The 15,365-nt window shown below is 67.9% G+C and carries 12 protein-coding genes; 7 read left to right on the top strand and 5 right to left on the bottom strand.

The window, feature by feature from the left end; translation table 11 throughout:
• Nucleotides 1–85: 85 nt before the first annotated feature.
• From WJ16_RS17980 to argE, 6 genes are all read left to right on the top strand, one after another.
• Nucleotides 86–403 carry a RebB family R body protein gene (locus WJ16_RS17980; RefSeq protein ID WP_069258418.1) on the top strand — a complete coding sequence of 106 codons (318 nt, stop codon included), beginning with the start codon at nucleotides 86–88 and terminating at the stop codon, nucleotides 401–403.
• Between the two features lie 35 nt (nucleotides 404–438).
• Nucleotides 439–1,041, top strand: a complete 603-nt coding sequence (locus tag WJ16_RS17985; RefSeq protein ID WP_226243647.1) for a hypothetical protein — start codon at nucleotides 439–441, stop codon at nucleotides 1,039–1,041.
• 340 nt (nucleotides 1,042–1,381) lie between these two features.
• Nucleotides 1,382–2,722 carry a flavin-containing monooxygenase gene (locus WJ16_RS17990; protein WP_069258420.1) on the top strand — a complete coding sequence of 447 codons (1,341 nt, stop codon included), beginning with the start codon at nucleotides 1,382–1,384 and terminating at the stop codon, nucleotides 2,720–2,722.
• Between the two features lie 74 nt (nucleotides 2,723–2,796).
• On the top strand, nucleotides 2,797–3,234 hold the full coding sequence (locus WJ16_RS17995; RefSeq protein WP_069258421.1) for a RidA family protein: 438 nt from the start codon (nucleotides 2,797–2,799) through the stop codon (nucleotides 3,232–3,234).
• An 8-nt stretch (nucleotides 3,235–3,242) separates the two neighbouring features.
• A complete protein-coding gene (locus WJ16_RS18000; RefSeq protein WP_069258422.1) occupies nucleotides 3,243–3,920 on the top strand; it encodes a DUF1028 domain-containing protein in 678 nt (225 codons plus the stop codon).
• Nucleotides 3,913–5,076, top strand: a complete 1,164-nt coding sequence (argE, locus tag WJ16_RS18005; protein ID WP_069258423.1) for an acetylornithine deacetylase — start codon at nucleotides 3,913–3,915, stop codon at nucleotides 5,074–5,076. Before WJ16_RS18000 ends, argE begins: the two co-directional genes overlap by 8 nt.
• 60 nt (nucleotides 5,077–5,136) lie before the next feature.
• On the opposite strand, the gene WJ16_RS18010 is transcribed toward argE, so the two are convergent.
• Nucleotides 5,137–6,060: a LysR substrate-binding domain-containing protein gene (locus WJ16_RS18010; RefSeq protein WP_069258424.1), complete on the bottom strand. Its 924-nt coding sequence runs from the start codon at nucleotides 6,058–6,060 to the stop codon at nucleotides 5,137–5,139.
• A 397-nt stretch (nucleotides 6,061–6,457) separates the two neighbouring features.
• Between WJ16_RS18010 and WJ16_RS18015 the strand changes: the two genes are divergently transcribed.
• Nucleotides 6,458–7,879, top strand: coding sequence for a purine-cytosine permease family protein (locus WJ16_RS18015; RefSeq protein ID WP_069258425.1), 1,422 nt, complete (start codon nucleotides 6,458–6,460; stop codon nucleotides 7,877–7,879).
• A 130-nt stretch (nucleotides 7,880–8,009) separates the two neighbouring features.
• On the opposite strand, the gene WJ16_RS18020 is transcribed toward WJ16_RS18015, so the two are convergent.
• The 4 genes from WJ16_RS18020 to WJ16_RS18035 all read right to left on the bottom strand — a co-directional run bounded on the left by WJ16_RS18020 (nucleotide 8,010) and on the right by WJ16_RS18035 (nucleotide 15,031).
• Nucleotides 8,010–10,289, bottom strand: coding sequence for an FdhF/YdeP family oxidoreductase (locus tag WJ16_RS18020; RefSeq protein ID WP_069258426.1), 2,280 nt, complete (start codon nucleotides 10,287–10,289; stop codon nucleotides 8,010–8,012).
• 124 nt (nucleotides 10,290–10,413) lie between these two features.
• Nucleotides 10,414–13,263 carry an ATP-dependent Clp protease ATP-binding subunit gene (locus WJ16_RS18025; RefSeq protein ID WP_069258427.1) on the bottom strand — a complete coding sequence of 950 codons (2,850 nt, stop codon included), beginning with the start codon at nucleotides 13,261–13,263 and terminating at the stop codon, nucleotides 10,414–10,416.
• Between the two features lie 580 nt (nucleotides 13,264–13,843).
• Entirely contained in the window at nucleotides 13,844–14,113 is a 270-nt protein-coding gene (locus WJ16_RS18030; RefSeq protein ID WP_069258428.1) for a hypothetical protein, read from the bottom strand.
• Between the two features lie 102 nt (nucleotides 14,114–14,215).
• A complete protein-coding gene (locus tag WJ16_RS18035; protein WP_069258429.1) occupies nucleotides 14,216–15,031 on the bottom strand; it encodes a family 1 encapsulin nanocompartment shell protein in 816 nt (271 codons plus the stop codon).
• Nucleotides 15,032–15,365 lie beyond the last annotated feature (334 nt).

The following is a 15,365-nucleotide window of genomic DNA, read 5'->3' on the forward strand; positions in this document are numbered from 1 at the left end:
TCCTAACGGCATGTACGGCGTCGCTGGCCTGCCGGCCCGTCCGTTCCTTCAATCGCATGCCGGAGCCGAGATCCGAGGAGGCCTCGTGGCAGACAAAGTCAATGAGCAGATTACCGACGCGGTGACACAGACCAACGTCAACGTCGTCGCGGGATCTCCGGCCCAGGCGCTGGGTACGCTTTACCAGATGTTCAGCCAGGCGGTCGGCATCTCGGCGCAGAACATGACGCAGCAGCAGGCCGCGCTGAACCAGATTTCGAACGCCGTCGTGTCGAAGGCGGTGGCGATGATCCTGTCCGTCGAAGCGTCGCCGAAGAGCGCGTCGGGCGGTGGGACGGGTGGCGGATCGGGCGGCTTGCCGCAGGTTCCGGCGGCCGGGCCGCAGACGGGTTCGGCGCATTAGGTCGCGATGACTCTCGGGATACGTGAACCATGAACATGAAAGGTCTTTTGGGCGGACGCGGCGACGGTGCGACGCAGACGCCGGACGCCGTCACGGACGCGGACGCCGCAGTCGAAGCCACGACGCCGGCCGAGGCCGCGCCGCCCGCCGCGACACCGAAAGCCGGCGCGCGCGCGTGGCCAGTGAGCCGGCTGCGCCGGTTCACCGATGCGCTGAAAGCGCCCGACCCGGCCGCCGGGTCGGGCGGTTCCGCGCTGCAGACCGTGCAGGCGATCAATGCGGAGGCGGCGTCCTATGCGACGACGCAGATCGCCGTCGGCCCGAACATGTTGATCACGCAGGCGGGCGGGATGGTCGCGCAGGCGGCGGCCAACTACTTCGAGGCGACGACGTCGCTGGCGATCGCGGGCAAGAGCGTACTGATGAAGGATCTGGCGCAGAAGACCGTCGACGAGAACGTGCGCGGGATGGCGATGGATGCGGTGGGCCTGCTGTTGACCGATCTGTTCGTGGCGACCGCGGCGATCGTCGCGGGTGCCGCGGAAGCGATCGAAGGCGAGGCCGCGAGCGTTGCGCTCGACAGGATCGACGAGAGCCTGCAGAAGTATCAGGCGCTGCTGGACAAGAAAGGCGTATAGCGCGAGGGTGGCGGCGCGGGACGTTGCAGCCAACGCCGGCGGCGTCGGCAGCGTCGGCAGCGTCGACGACGGCCCCGCAGGCGCGACACGACAGGCGTCGAGTCGATGCACGCACGACCGTCCGCGCGATACGGACGCATCGAACCGCTCCCGGCCCCCATCCCGTTTCGGACTCCCGGCCCATACGCCGCCCGCCATCCCCGCCACGCCCAGCTTTTTGCTCGTCAACACCAACAAAAAACATCATTTCGCGCCACGCGGCCTGTCAGCAGAATGTCTCCATTCCCCCTCACGCGACGACACGAGCGTCGCATGAGCCGCACTTCAGAAGGAGACAGCCGTGGCAGTCGAAACAACCTCAATCGATACGCTCGTCGTCGGCGCCGGTCAGGCCGGCGTGGCGATGAGCGAGCACCTGGGCAAGCTGGGCGTGCCGCATCTCGTGCTGGAGCGCGGCCGCATCGCCGAGCGCTGGCGCACGGGGCGCTGGGATTCGCTGGTCGCGAACGGCCCCGCGTGGCACGACCGCTTCCCCGGCCTCGAATTCGACGGCCTCGATCCCGATGCGTTCGCGTCGAAAGACCAGGTCGCCGACTACTTCGAAGCGTATGCGCGTAAGTTCAACGCGCCGATCCGCACGGGCGTCGAGGTGAAGAAGGTCGTGCGCAATACGGGCAAGCCGGGTTTCGCCGTCGAGACCTCCGACGGCACGATCGAGGCGAACCGCGTGGTCGTCGCGACGGGGCCGTTCCAGCGCCCGGTGATTCCGCCGATCGCGCCGGACGACGCGCGCCTCGTGCAGATCCATTCCGCCGACTACCGCAACCCGGGCCAGCTTCCGGACGGCGCGGTGCTGGTGGTCGGCGCGGGTTCGTCGGGTGTGCAGATTGCCGACGAACTGCAGCGCGCGGGCCGGCAGGTGTACCTGTCGGTCGGCCCGCACGATCGCCCGCCGCGTGCGTATCGCGGCCGCGACTTCTGCTGGTGGCTCGGCGTGCTCGGCGAATGGGACAAGGAAGTCGCGACGCCCGGCCGCGAACACGTGACGATCGCGGTAAGCGGCGCGCGCGGCGGCCATACGGTCGATTTCCGCCGGCTCGCGAACCAGGGCGTGACGCTCGTCGGGCTGACGAAATCGTTCGACGGCGGCGTGGCCGTGTTCGAACGCGATCTGGCGATCAATCTCGCACGCGGCGACGAGAACTACCTGTCGCTGCTCGACGCGGCCGACGCCTATGCGGCGCGTAATGGCCTCGACCTGCCGGAAGAACCGGAGGCCCGCCGCATCCTGCCGAACCCGGAATGCGTCGCGCATCCGATCCTCGCGCTCGACCTCGCCGGCGCGGGCGTCACGTCGATCGTCTGGGCGACGGGCTATGCGGTCGACTACGACTGGCTGAAGGTCGACGCATTCGCCGACGACGGCAAGCCGCAGCATCAGCGCGGCGTGTCGAAGGAGCCGGGCATCTATTTCCTCGGGCTGCCGTGGCTGTCGCGGCGCGGCTCCAGCTTCATCTGGGGCGTGTGGCACGACGCGCGGCACATCGCCGATCACATCGCGATACAGCGCACCTACCTCGAATACCACGACGCATCGCAGCGCCGCGCGACGTCGGCCGCGGCGCAGGACGGCGGCGTGTCGCGCGTCGACGCGCAGCCGCTTGCCGATGCGGTGAACTGAACGGACCCCTGGCGCCAGCCGCACCGCGTTCGTGCCCGTGCGGCGGCGCGACCCTTGACGACTGAAGGATTTCGATGAGCGAACCGACCCATACCCGTATCCGGATGTTCAACACGAAGGATACCTACCCGAACCAGACGCTCGACAACGACCTGTGCCAGGCCGTGCGGGCGGGCAACACCGTCTACGTGCGCGGCCAGGTCGGCACCGATTTCGACGGCAACCTGACCGGCCTCGGCGATCCGCGCGCGCAGGCCGAGCAGGCGATGAAGAACGTGAAGCAGTTGCTGGAAGAAGCCGGCAGCGACCTCACGCACATCGTGAAGACGACGACCTACCTGATCGACCCGCGCTATCGCGAACCCGTGTACCAGGAAGTCGGCAAGTGGCTGAAGGGCGTGTACCCGATCTCGACGGGGCTCGTCGTGTCCGCGCTCGGCCAGCCGCAGTGGCTGATGGAAATCGACGTAATCGCGGTGATCCCGGACAACTGGCAGCCGAACCGCGCATAGGAGGCAACATGACTTTCTCCATCGTCGGGCGCTGCCCGGAGACGGGCCAGCTCGGGATCGCGATCAGCTCGTCGAGCATCGCGGTGGGCGCACGCTGCCCGTGGGTGCGCGCGGGCGTCGGCGCGGTCGCGACGCAGAACGTCACGCTGCCGGCGCTGGGGCCCCAGACGCTCGACCTGATCGAGCACGAGCAGCTCGCGCCGGCCGCCGCACTCGACCGCGCGCTCAGCGCGAACGGCTGGAGCCAGTACCGGCAGGTGACGGTGATCGATGGGCAGGGGCAGACGGCGTGCTTCACCGGTAAGGAAGCGCTCGGCACGCATCATGCGGTGCGGGGCGAGCAATGCGTGGCGGCCGGCAACCTGCTGGCCGCGCCGGCCGTGATCGACGCGATGGTGCGCGCGTTCGAACAGGCGCCCGGCGTGCTCGCCGATCGGCTGCTGGCCGCGATGCACGCGGCAATGAAAGCCGGCGGCGAGGCGGGGCCCGTGCATTCGGCCGCGCTGCAGGTGGCCGGCGACGTGACTTGGCCGATCGTCGATCTGCGTATCGACTGGGCCGACGTGGACCCGATCGGGCAGCTCGACGCGCTGTGGCGTGCGTATCGACCGCAGATGCAGGACTACCAGACGCGCGCGCTGAACCCGACCGCCGCGCCGAGCTACGGAGTGCCGGGCAATGAATGACACGTCGAGCCGCGCGTTGCTGGAGCGGCTGATCGCTTTCGCGACGGTCAGCCGCGATTCGAACCTCGAGATGATCGGTTTCATCCGCGACTATCTCGCGGGCTTCGGCGTCGAGAGCGAACTGTTCTACAACGCAGAGCGCACGAAGGCGAGCCTGTACGCGACGATCGGCCCGCGCGATCGCGGCGGCATCGCGCTGTCGGGCCATACCGACGTGGTACCGGTGGACGGGCAGGCGTGGACGGTCGAGCCGTTCCGGCTGACCGAGCGCGACGGCCGCCTGTATGGCCGCGGCACGGCCGACATGAAGGGCTTCATCGCGTCGGTGCTCGCGGCCGTGCCGGCGTTCGTCGCACGGCCGCTCGGCACGCCCGTGCATCTGGCGTTCTCGTACGACGAGGAAGTCGGCTGCCTCGGCGTGCGGCCGATGCTCGACGCGCTGGCCGCGCGCGCGCACCGACCGCGCCTGTGCCTGATCGGCGAGCCGACCGAACTGAAGCCGGTGCTCGGTCACAAGGGCAAGCTCGCGATGCGCTGCCACGTGAAGGGCGCCGCGTGCCATTCGGCGTACGCGCCGTCGGGCGTCAACGCGATCGACTACGCGGCGAAGCTGATCGGCCGGCTCGGCGAGATCGGCGCGGCGCTCGCGCGGCCGGAACGGCACGACGATCGTTTCGATCCGCCGTTCTCGACCGTGCAGACGGGGCTGATCAAGGGCGGCCGCGCGCTGAACATCGTGCCGGCCGAATGCGAATTCGATTTCGAGGTGCGTGCACTGCCGGATTTCGACGCGCACGACGTGCCGAACAAGCTGCTCGATTATGCGGAATCCGAACTGTTGCCGAAGATGCGCGCGGTGCAGCCCGATACCGATATCCGGCTGCAGCCGCTGGGCGCGTATCCGGGGCTCGCCACCGCGCCTGACAGCGAAGCCGCGCGGCTGCTCGCGATGCTGAGCGGCTCCGATGCGTTCGGCACGGTGGCGTTCGGCACCGAGGGTGGGCTGTTCGGGCAGGCCGGCATTCCGACCGTGGTGTGCGGGCCCGGCAGCATGGACCAGGGGCACAAGCCCGACGAGTTCGTCACGCTCGACCAGCTCCACGGCTGCGACGCGATGCTGGGGCGGCTGGCCGCGCATCTCGCCGCGGCCGTCTGACGCGGCGAGCGGCCGACACGCACGCACCGCATCCCGCGGCGCGTGCGTTTTTTCTTGTCGTTATTGCGCGGTTTCCGCGACGAGCTGCGCGAGCCGTTCGCGGCAGAAATCGACGAACGACTGCGCCTGCTTCGTGAGCTGGCCGCGTTTCAGCCGTGCGCTCACGAGTCCCGACGGGCTCACCGTTTCGCTGAGGCCGATCGTCACGACGCGCTGGCCGTCGTACGTGTATTCGGAATGCGGGCGCGTGACGAGCAGCGAGAAGCCGAACCCCTGGCCGACCATCCCGCGCACCATCTCGATCGACGGCGACCCGAACACGATGTTCGGCGTGAGCCCGAGCTCGTGAAAGAGGCTGACGAAATACGTTCGGCTCGGCTGCACGTCGAGCAGGATCATCGGCTCGACGCACAGGTCGCGTAGCGACACGTGCGTCTGGCCCGCGAACCGGTGATTCTCCGGCAGCAGCACGTATGGCTGCTGCGGCGGCATCAGCGGTTCGGTCTCGATCGTGCCGTCGAGATCGTGGTCGTACATGAGCGCGAGATCGAACGTGCCGGACGTCAGGCCCTGCACGAGTTCCTGCTGGTCGCCGTCGCGCAGCCGGATGTTCACGCCCGGGTAGCGCTCGCGAAAGCCCGCGATCAGTTGCGGCAGATAGAGCGGCGCGACCGTCTCGAAGCAGCCGATGTCGATCTGCCCGGTGATCACGTCGTTGTCGGCGAGCGCGTTCTGTTCGAATTCGTGCGCGATACGCAGCAGCTCCTGCGCTTTCCTGTAAAAGCGCGTGCCGCTCGGCGTCAGCGACACGCCCTGCGCGTGGTGGCGGATGAACAGCTTCACGCCGAAGCTTTCTTCCAGCCCCTTGATCGCGCTGGAGATCGACGGCTGCGCGATGAAGAGCTGGCGCGATGCCTCGGCGACGCTGCCCGATTCCACCGTCGTCACGAAGTATTTCAGTTGCCGCAAAGTGTAGTGAGCCACAAGCACCTCTGATGCACGGCCCCGGCGTGCCGCCGCGGGCGCAATCTGTCCATGGTTGTGCCTAGCACCTTACCTGAAGCCTCCCGCCGGCGGCATTTCCGCTGCAGAGCTTTTTCGTATGTCGCGGAAATATTTTTAGTATTTTCCGGTCCCGCCGAGCGTGGCGCACCATCGCCTTCAACCCGGATCACGAAGCACACGAAGCGGCCGCGCGCGTGCCGGCGGGACATGTCATCCGTCCCCGCATGCCGCGCATTCGCCGCTTCGCCCGACACCGCCGCGCGTGCACGCGGCGCGCCGTCGCTCGCGCATCCGGCCCGATTGCCGGCGCGCACCCCGACGCACGCCGGCGCGAAACGGCACGCGCGCATCGTCGCGCAGGACAGGAGACTTCACCATGACGAACGCGGAACGCAATGCGTCCCCGATGATAGAGAAGCATACGATCGGCTACGTGCCGCCCGCGGAGCGCCACGGCAAGGTGCGCGACCTGTTCACGCTCTGGTTCGGCGGCAACATCGCGCCGCTGCCGATCGTGACCGGCGCGCTCGGCGTGCAGCTCTTCCACCTGAACCTGATGTGGGGGATCGTCGCGATCGTCGTCGGCCAGGCGGTCGGCGGCGTGCTGATGGCGCTGCATTCGGCGCAGGGGCCGCAGATGGGCATCCCGCAGATGATCCAGAGCCGCGCGCAGTTCGGCTCGTGGGGCGCGCTGCTCGTCACGGTGATCGCGGCCGTGATGTACGTCGGCTTCTTCGCGTCGAACATCGTGCTCGCCGGCAAGTCGGTGCACGGCATCGCGTCGTCGGTGCCGGTGCCCGTCGGCATCGTGATCGGCGCGGTGGGGTCGGGGCTGATCGGCATCGTCGGCTACCGGTTCATCCACATCCTGAACCGCATCGGCACGTGGGTGCTCGGCATTGGCATCGTCGTCGGCTTCTGGATGATCCTCACGCATGTGAGCACCGACGATTTCCTGACGCGCGGCGGCTTCGACTTCGCGGGCTGGCTTGCGACGGTGTCGCTGTCGGCGTTGTGGCAGATCGCGTTCGCGCCGTACGTGTCGGACTATTCGCGCTATCTGCCGGAGGACGTCGGCGTCGCGTCGACGTTCTGGGCGACCTATCTCGGCTGCACGATCGGCTCGACGCTCGCGTTCGTCTTCGGCGCGGTCGCGGTGCTCGCGGTGCCGGCCGGCGCGGACACGATGGACGCGGTCAAGCAGGCGACGGGCCCGCTCGGCCCGCTGATGCTCGTGCTGTTCCTGCTGAGCGTGATCAGCCACAACGCGCTGAACCTGTACGGCGCGGTGCTCGCGGTGATCACGTCGGTGCAGACGTTCGCGTACAAGTGGATTCCGACCGCGAAAGCGCGTGCGGTGGTGTCGGTCGTGATCTTCGTCGCGTGCTGCTACGCGGCGATCGGCGCGTCGACGAACTTTGTCGGCAACCTCGTCGATCTCGTGCTCGCGCTGCTCGTCGTGCTGGTGCCGTGGACGGCGATCAACCTGATCGACTTCTACGTGATTCATCGGGGCAAGTACGACATCCAGTCGATCTTCATGGCGGACGGCGGGATCTACGGCCGTTTCAATCCGCAGGCGCTGCTCGCGTATGCGATCGGCATCCTCGTGCAGATTCCGTTCATGAACACGCCGATGTATGCGGGCCCGATTCCCGCGCATCTGGGCGGCGCGGACCTGTCGTGGCTGGTGGGACTCGCGCTGACGTCGCCGCTGTACTACTGGCTCGCGACGCGCGACAGCGCGTACCGGCGCCGGCAGACCGGCGCGCATCTGCCGCCGACGGCCGCGCGGTGAGCGGGGCGTTGTTCAACGCGGAGAACGAAGGCGGCCGCCGCATCGGTTGCGATGGGGCGGCCCGGGGAAGCGTTTCGGGAAGAAGCGGGCAGGGTCGCGGCCGGCGCCGCGCCGCGAGCCTGCCCGTGCATCAGACGACCGCCGAGCGCACGACGCGCACCGGCACCGACTTGTACGACGGCGTGCCGCTTTCCTTGTCGATGTAGTCGAGCGGCACCAGCACGTTCGCTTCCGGGTAGTACGCGCCGACCGAACCCGGCGCGATGTCGTACTCGATCGCCGTGATCTTCTCGAGGCGCAGCGTGCGGCCCGCTGCGGTGAGCGTCTCGATGTCGACGAGGTCGCCGTGTTCGAGCCCGTACTTCGCGAGATCCGCCGGGTTCATGAACAGCACGTCGCGCCGTCCGAACACGCCGCGATAGCGATCGTCGAGCCCGTAGATCGTCGTGTTGTACTGGTCGTGGCTGCGCAGCGTGATCAGCCGCAGCACCTGCTCGGCGCCGAGCACGTCGGCATCTTCCTTCACGCCCTTGTAGACCGAGAACATCGCCTTGCCGGTCGGCGTCGGCCACACGCGCTCGGTGGGCGGTAGCGGCAGGCGGAAGCCGCCCGGCGTGCGGATGCGCTCGTTGAACGCCTCGAAGCCGGGCACCGTACGATCGATCAGGTCGCGGATGCGGTCGTAGTCGGCGATCAGGTCGAGCCATGCGACCTTGCTCGCCGGCAGCGTCGCATGCGCGATCCCGGCGACGATCGCGGGCTCCGAGCGCAACTGGTCGGACGCCGGCTTGAGCTTGCCGGCCGACGCGTGCACCATCGACATCGAATCCTCGACGGTGATCGACTGCCGGCCGCTGGCCTGCATGTCGAGCTCGGTGCGGCCGAGCACCGGCAGGATGAAGGTTTCCTTGCCGACCAGCAGGTGAGAGCGGTTCAGCTTGGTGCCGAGATGCACGCTCAGGTCGAGCTTCGCCATCGCCGGGAACGACTGTTCCGGATCGGGCAGCGCGACCGCGAAGTTGCCGCCGAGGCACAGCAGCGCCTTCGCGGTGCCGTCGATCATCGCCTGCATCGCCTGCACGGCGTCATGCCCGTGATGGGCGGGCGGCGTGAAGCCGAACACGTCCTCGATTTTCTTCAGGAACTCGGCTGACGGCTTTTCGGTGATGCCGACCGTGCGGTTGCCCTGCACGTTCGAATGGCCGCGCAGCGGGCACACGCCGGCGCCGGGCTTGCCGATGTTGCCGCGCATCAGCAGCAGGTCGGCGATCAGGCGCACGGTTGCGGTGCCCTTGTTGTGCTGCGTGACGCCCATCCCGTACGTGACGATCGTCGCGTTCGACTTCGCGTAGGCGAGCGCGACCTGTTCGAGTTGCGCCTGGCTCAAGCCGCTCGCGCGTTCGATGTCGTCCCACGACGTGGCTTCGAGGTCGGCCGAGAACGCGTCGAAGCCGTTGGTGTGCTGCTCGATGAAATCGCGGTCGAGCACGTCGCCGCGCTCGGCTTCGAGCTGAAGCAGTGCCTTCATGATGCCCTTCAGCGCGGCCGCATCGCCGCCCGCGTCGACCTGGTAGTACGTCGATGCGATGCGCGTCGAGCCGAACGACGCCATCTCGATCATGTCCTGCGGATCGGCGAAGCGTTCGAGCGCGCGCTCGCGCAGCGGGTTGAACACGATGATCGGCACGTTGCGGCGCGAACACTCGTGCAGCGTGCCCATCATCCGCGGATGGTTCGTGCCGGGGTTGTGGCCGATCGAGATGATCAGCTCGCAGTGGTCGAAGTCCTCCAGCGACACGGTGCCCTTGCCGATGCCGATCGACTGCGGCAGGCCGACGCTGGTCGGCTCGTGGCACATGTTCGAGCAGTCGGGGAAGTTGTTGGTGCCGTACTCGCGCGCGAACAGCTGGAACAGGTACGCGGCTTCGTTCGATGCGCGGCCCGACGTGTAGAACTCGACCTGGTCGGGCGACAGCGTGCGCAGCACTTCGCCGATGCGCGCGAACGCGTCGTCCCATTCGATCGCGCGGAACGTATCGGTCGCGCGGTCGTAGACGAGCGGATGCGTGAGCCGGCCCATGTTCTCCAGCTCGTAGTCCGACATGCGCAGCAGCGACGATACGGTGTTCGCCGCGAAGAATTCGGGCGTCACGCGCTTGGTCGTCGCTTCCCACGTGACGGCCTTCGCGCCGTTCTCGCAGAACTGGAACGTCGACTTGTGTTCCTTGTCGGGCCATGCGCAGCCGGGGCAGTCGAAGCCGTCGGGCTGGTTGGTCCGCATCAGCACGATCGGCGCCTCGATGGTTTCCATTTGCGTGCGCACCGCCTCGGCTGTCGCGCGAAGCGCGCCCCAACCACCGGCGGGCCCGTCGTACTTCCTGATGCCTGGCACTTCGCGTCGATTTGTCATGTGAATCTCCATCTGCCGTTCCCGGTGCGGGCGGCTCGGTTGCGCCGTGTCGCGGCGTGGGGGCGACTCCGTCCCGCGGACGGAGCCGGTCATGCGTGCCCCGGGCGAGTGGGGCATGCGGGTTTCAGTGCGCGCCCTTCTTCGCGCCGGACGACTTCTTGCCGGACTTCGCCGGCGGCGGCGGGGCGTCGGCCGGTGCATCGGCGTCCTTCGCTTCGCCGGCGGCCTTCGTCGCCTTGCCGTTCGGTTTCGCGTTGCCGTCGGCGTCCTTCTTCGCGTCCTTGGCGTCCTTCGTCTCCTTCGCTTCGGGCGCCGCGAGCTTGTTGAACGTTACTTCGTCGCTGGCCTTGTCGTAGTCGACTTCGCACCGATCGCCCGACTTCAGCCGATCGGCGAGGATTTCCTTCGCGAGCCGCGTCTCGATGGTCTGGCGGATCTGGCGTTTCAGTTCGCGCGCGCCGAACTCCGGCTGGTAGCCGGCTTCGGTCAGGTGCTCGACGAGCGAGTCGCCCATCACGAGCGTGATGTCCTGCGCGGCGGCCGTGCGCACCACGCGGTCGAGCTGGATCTGCACGATCGATCGGATGTTCTCCTTCGACAGCGCATGGAACACGATCACCTCGTCGATCCGGTTCAGGAACTCGGGGCGGAAGTGGCCCTTCAGCACCTGCATCAGTTCCTCGCGGATCGCCTTGTCGGTCTTGCGCGCGGCTTCCGGCTGCGTGAGGTTGTCCATGATGATCGCGGCGCCGAGGTTGCTCGTCGCGATGATGATCGTGTTGCTGAAGTCGACCACGCGGCCCTTGCCGTCGGTCAGCCGGCCGTCGTCGAACACCTGCAGCAGCACGTTGTAGACGTCCGGGTGCGCCTTCTCGATCTCGTCGAGCAGGATCACGCTGTACGGGCGCCGCCGCACGCGCTCGGTCAGCTGGCCGCCTTCGTCGTAGCCGACGTAGCCGGGCGGCGCGCCGATCAGCCGCGCAACCGCGTGCCGCTCCATGTATTCGGACATGTCGATGCGGATGATCGCCTGCTCGTCGCCGAACACGGTCTCGGCCAGCGCCTTCGCGAGCTCGGTCTTGCCGACGCCCGTCGGCCCGAGGAACAGGAACGTCGCGATCGGCCGGTGCGTCTGGCCGAGCCCCGCGCGCGACAGCCGCACCGCATCGCTGACTGCGACCACCGCGTCGCTCTGGCCGACCACGCGCTCGCGCAGTTGCTCTTCCATCTTCAGCAGCTTCTGGCGTTCTTCCTGCGTGAGTTCGGACACCGGGATGCCGGTCAGGCGCGACACGACCTCGGCCACCGATTCGACGGTCACTTCGAGCGTCTCGGAGCCCGTCTTGCGCTGCCACGCCTCCATCATGTCGTCGACGGATTTCTGCTTCGCGTTGATCTGATCCTCGAACTGCTTCGCTTCGTCGAAGCGCTTGCGCGACGTCGCGTAATCCTGCTCGCGCTTGAGCTGCGCGATCTGCGCTTCGCCTTCCTGGATGTCGACCGGGCGCGACGTCGCGCCGATCCGCACGCGCGCGGCGGCCTGATCGATCAGGTCGATCGCCTTGTCGGGCAGGAAGCGCGACGTGATGTAGCGGTCGGCGAACTCGGCGGCCGCGACGAACGCGTCGTCGGCGAACGTCACCTGGTGGTGCGCCTCGAGGCTGTCGCGCAGCCCGCGCAGGATCACGATCGTCTGCTCGACGCTCGGCTCCGGCACGAACACCGGCTGGAAGCGCCGCTCGAGCGCGGCGTCCTTCTCGATGTACTTCTGGTATTCGTTGAGCGTCGTCGCGCCGATCAGGCTCAGCTCGCCGCGCGCGAGCGCCGGCTTCAGCACGTTCGCGATGTCGAGGCCGCCTTCGCCGCCGCCCTGGCCCGCGCCGACGATCGTATGCAGCTCGTCGATGAACAGGATCAGTTCGTCCTGCTTCGCAGTCACTTCGTCGATCAGCTGCTTCGCGCGCTCTTCGAATTCGCCGCGATATTTCGCGCCGGCCACCATCGAGTTGATGTTGACTTCGACGAGCCGCTTGTTGCGCAGCACCTCGGGCACGTCGCCGTTGACGATGCGCTGCGCGAGCCCTTCGACGATCGCCGTCTTGCCGACGCCCGGCTCGCCGATCAGCACCGGGTTGTTCTTCTTGCGGCGGGCGAGCACCTCGATCGTGCTTTCGATTTCCTGCGCGCGGCCCAGCACCGGGTCGAGCTTGCCCTGGCGCGCGATCGCGGTGAGGTCGCGGCCGAACTTGTCGAGGTTCGGCGTGCCGGTCGGCGCATCGACGCGGCCGTCCTCGGCGCCTTTGCCGACCACCTTCACGACCTTCTGGCGCAGCGCCTCGGGCGTCACGCCGTATTTCTTCAGCAGCGTACCGGCGATGCTGTCCGGTACCGAGGCGAGGCCGATCAGCAGATGCTCTGGGCCGATGTACGAATGGCCGAGATCGCGCGACGCCTGGAACGCGTACTGCACGGCCTTCTTCACGCGCGGCGAGATCGTCAGCTTGTCGAGCGGCGCATCGGCGGCGGCCGTGCCGGTGTGCGCATGCTCGTCGATGTACGACTTGATGTCCTGCGGCGACAGCTTCAGTTCCTTCAGCAGCGCGGCGCACACGTCGGTGTCCGCGAGCGCATACAGCAGGTGTTCGGAATCGAGCTCGCTGCGGCGCAGCTCGTGCGCCTTCTCGGCCGCGCGCTGCAACAGTTCCAGCGTCTGCTCGCTGAACGCGTCGGTCGGGTCGACCGACTCGCGCGGAATCTCGGCGGCAAGCGACGATTCGTCGTCGAGCCCGCCGAACAGCGACGACGGACCGCCGCCGCCCAGCAGCGAATCGAACGGATTCAGCATGCTCTGATGCCGCATCAGCTGACGGAAGTGGTAGTCGCAGATCGAGATCGTCTTGCGCTCGCCGTCCTGCATCACGGTTGCGCGCGCGACGGCCGGCCGGGCGTGACAGATATCGCAAAGTGCGGGCATGGTGGTCTGGCTCCTGTCGGTGAAAGTGGGTCGAAGGGTGAAGTCCCGATGCGGTGCGGCGCTCGCGCGTCCCGACCGTGCAGGCACGACGCGCGGCGCGGCGGTGTCGTGCAGCGGCGCGGTCGGGGCGGCCAGCGTGCGTGCCGGGAGGAGCCCACGCCATCGCTTCGACTGCGTTCAAAATAGCGAATCGCCGGAGGTCATCCAAGACACAGTTCCGCGCCGGCCCGGCCGCCAATTGCACCCTCGCAAGCGCGCGTGCGCGGGCGGCAAGGAGTACAGACGGGCGCACGCGAGGCGGCACGGGCGTGCGCGGCGGGCGTAGCGTGTGATGGCCGGAAGCGGGAGCGGGCGGAACGCGAACGGATCGCGGTGCGACATCGGCGCGCAGGGCGCCGAAGGTCGATGGGGGGGCGGGGATGCGGGAGGACGGGCGCGGCGCGAGCGCGGCCGCGCGGGTGCGCGTCGGCCGGTCAAATTCGCCCGCACACGCACCGCAGACGATGCGTGTGGCGCGGCCGAACGCGAGGGCGGGTTGCACGGTCCGGGCCGGACGCAGCGCAATCGACGCGTGCCGAGGTCAGTCCGAAAGTTTCATCGCGAGCCGCTGCCGGGCGATCTGCTTCACGTCCGTCGACAGTGCCGCATTCGGCAGACCATTGGCCCAGACGGAGAACGAATCTTCGATCAGGTTACGCGTGTCGGGCGGCAACTCGGCCAGGACCAGCGACATCACGGTAAACAACACGGCGGTGTCGGCCGCCTGACTGCCCGCGTTCGCGTCGACGGCCTGCTTCAGCGTGTCGACCGACGTCTGCAGCGCCTGCAATGACTCATTCGTATCGCTCATCACACACTCCATGCAAGATGGGTTCGATCGGCGACGAACATGCGGCCGGCAGTGCGGCCCGTTGCGCGCGACACCCGGCAGGCGTCGCGCGCGGGCGACCGGTCAGGCCGCCAAATTGCCCTGCGGCGCGACGGCAACCGATGCTTCGCTCGTCAGCATCAGGAACGTGAACGTCTCGCGCAGGTACAGGCGGACGACCTTGTCGGTATGGCTCGTGTAGCCGATGGAAACGTCTTCCCCGAGGTGCAGCTCGTAATCGCCGCCGCGCGTGGACAGCACGCAGCCGCCGCTGATCGCCGGCGCCCAGATGATTTCGCCGCTGACGATCCGCTTGATGTGGCCGAGGACCGGATAGCCCTGGTCGCGCGCCTCGCTGAGCGCGGTGTACGCATCCGAGCCGAGCACGACCGAATACGGGCCGTCGACGCCGGCGAGCCGCAGCGCCTCGAGCGCGTCGCTGATCGCGTCGGGGTATGCGCTGACGTCCGCCGGCAGCGTGAGCTTGCGGTTCGACGTGCCTTCGCGGATGCCGAGGATGCCGGCCGCCGGATAGCCGTCGAAAATCGCGCCGTCTTCGGCGAACGCGAGCCGCTGCGCAGCGTCCTTTGCCGGCTGCCAGTCGGCGTCGCGCGCGCCGCGCTCGACGCTGTCGATCGCATCGCGGCTCAGTTCGAACGGCACCGTCAGCTCGACGATCGTGCGGACTTCGCGCAGCCGCGCATTCACCAGCTCGCGCGGCGCGGTGACGTCGACCAGGTGCCCGGTGCCGACGGCCGACAGTTCGGGGCCTTCGGGGCCGTCGACGTCGACGACGCGGCGGCCGGCCACCGATCGTTTGAACGTGCGTGCCACTTCCTCCTCGATTTGTTCCCAGGCGGAAGACGAGATCGGGGCGAGTTCGCGGTGCAGGTTATTCATGGATTTGGGCTGCCTCACGTCAGCGATGACACTTCATGGTGGGCCGATCGGCGGAACGACTGCGCCTGACGTCAGGCGCGCCGATCGCGGACGAAAAAACATATTAGCAGGCTCTGTCGACACTGCTGCAGCACAACGCGAAACGACACCGTGCGGTGGCGCAACTGTTCTGCAGTTCAGGTGCTGGCGTCGGTGTGCACAGGTACGAACGATGCGGCCGGTTGGCGATACCGGGTTCGTGCGGTGCCGCTTGGGGCGCGTGTGCGGCGGTGGGCTGAATCGGTTCCGGTTCAACGCCCGGTGCGCACTGAAGTTTCTTACGAATATTCATCCA

This window comes from Burkholderia metallica (assembly GCF_001718555.1).
Taxonomy (GTDB): Bacteria; Pseudomonadota; Gammaproteobacteria; order Burkholderiales; family Burkholderiaceae; genus Burkholderia; species Burkholderia metallica.

Coding starts and splice junctions, on each gene's coding strand:
- WJ16_RS17985 (WP_226243647.1), top strand. CDS start 439: ATGAAAGGTCTTTTGGGCGGACGCGGCGACGGTGCGACGCAGACGCCG.
- WJ16_RS17995 (WP_069258421.1), top strand. CDS start 2,797: ATGAGCGAACCGACCCATACCCGTATCCGGATGTTCAACACGAAGGAT.
- WJ16_RS18000 (WP_069258422.1), top strand. CDS start 3,243: ATGACTTTCTCCATCGTCGGGCGCTGCCCGGAGACGGGCCAGCTCGGG.
- argE (WP_069258423.1), top strand. CDS start 3,913: ATGAATGACACGTCGAGCCGCGCGTTGCTGGAGCGGCTGATCGCTTTC.
- WJ16_RS18015 (WP_069258425.1), top strand. CDS start 6,458: ATGACGAACGCGGAACGCAATGCGTCCCCGATGATAGAGAAGCATACG.
- WJ16_RS18020 (WP_069258426.1), bottom strand. CDS start 10,289: ATGACAAATCGACGCGAAGTGCCAGGCATCAGGAAGTACGACGGGCCC.
- WJ16_RS18025 (WP_069258427.1), bottom strand. CDS start 13,263: ATGCCCGCACTTTGCGATATCTGTCACGCCCGGCCGGCCGTCGCGCGC.
- WJ16_RS18030 (WP_069258428.1), bottom strand. CDS start 14,113: ATGAGCGATACGAATGAGTCATTGCAGGCGCTGCAGACGTCGGTCGAC.
- WJ16_RS18035 (WP_069258429.1), bottom strand. CDS start 15,031: ATGAATAACCTGCACCGCGAACTCGCCCCGATCTCGTCTTCCGCCTGG.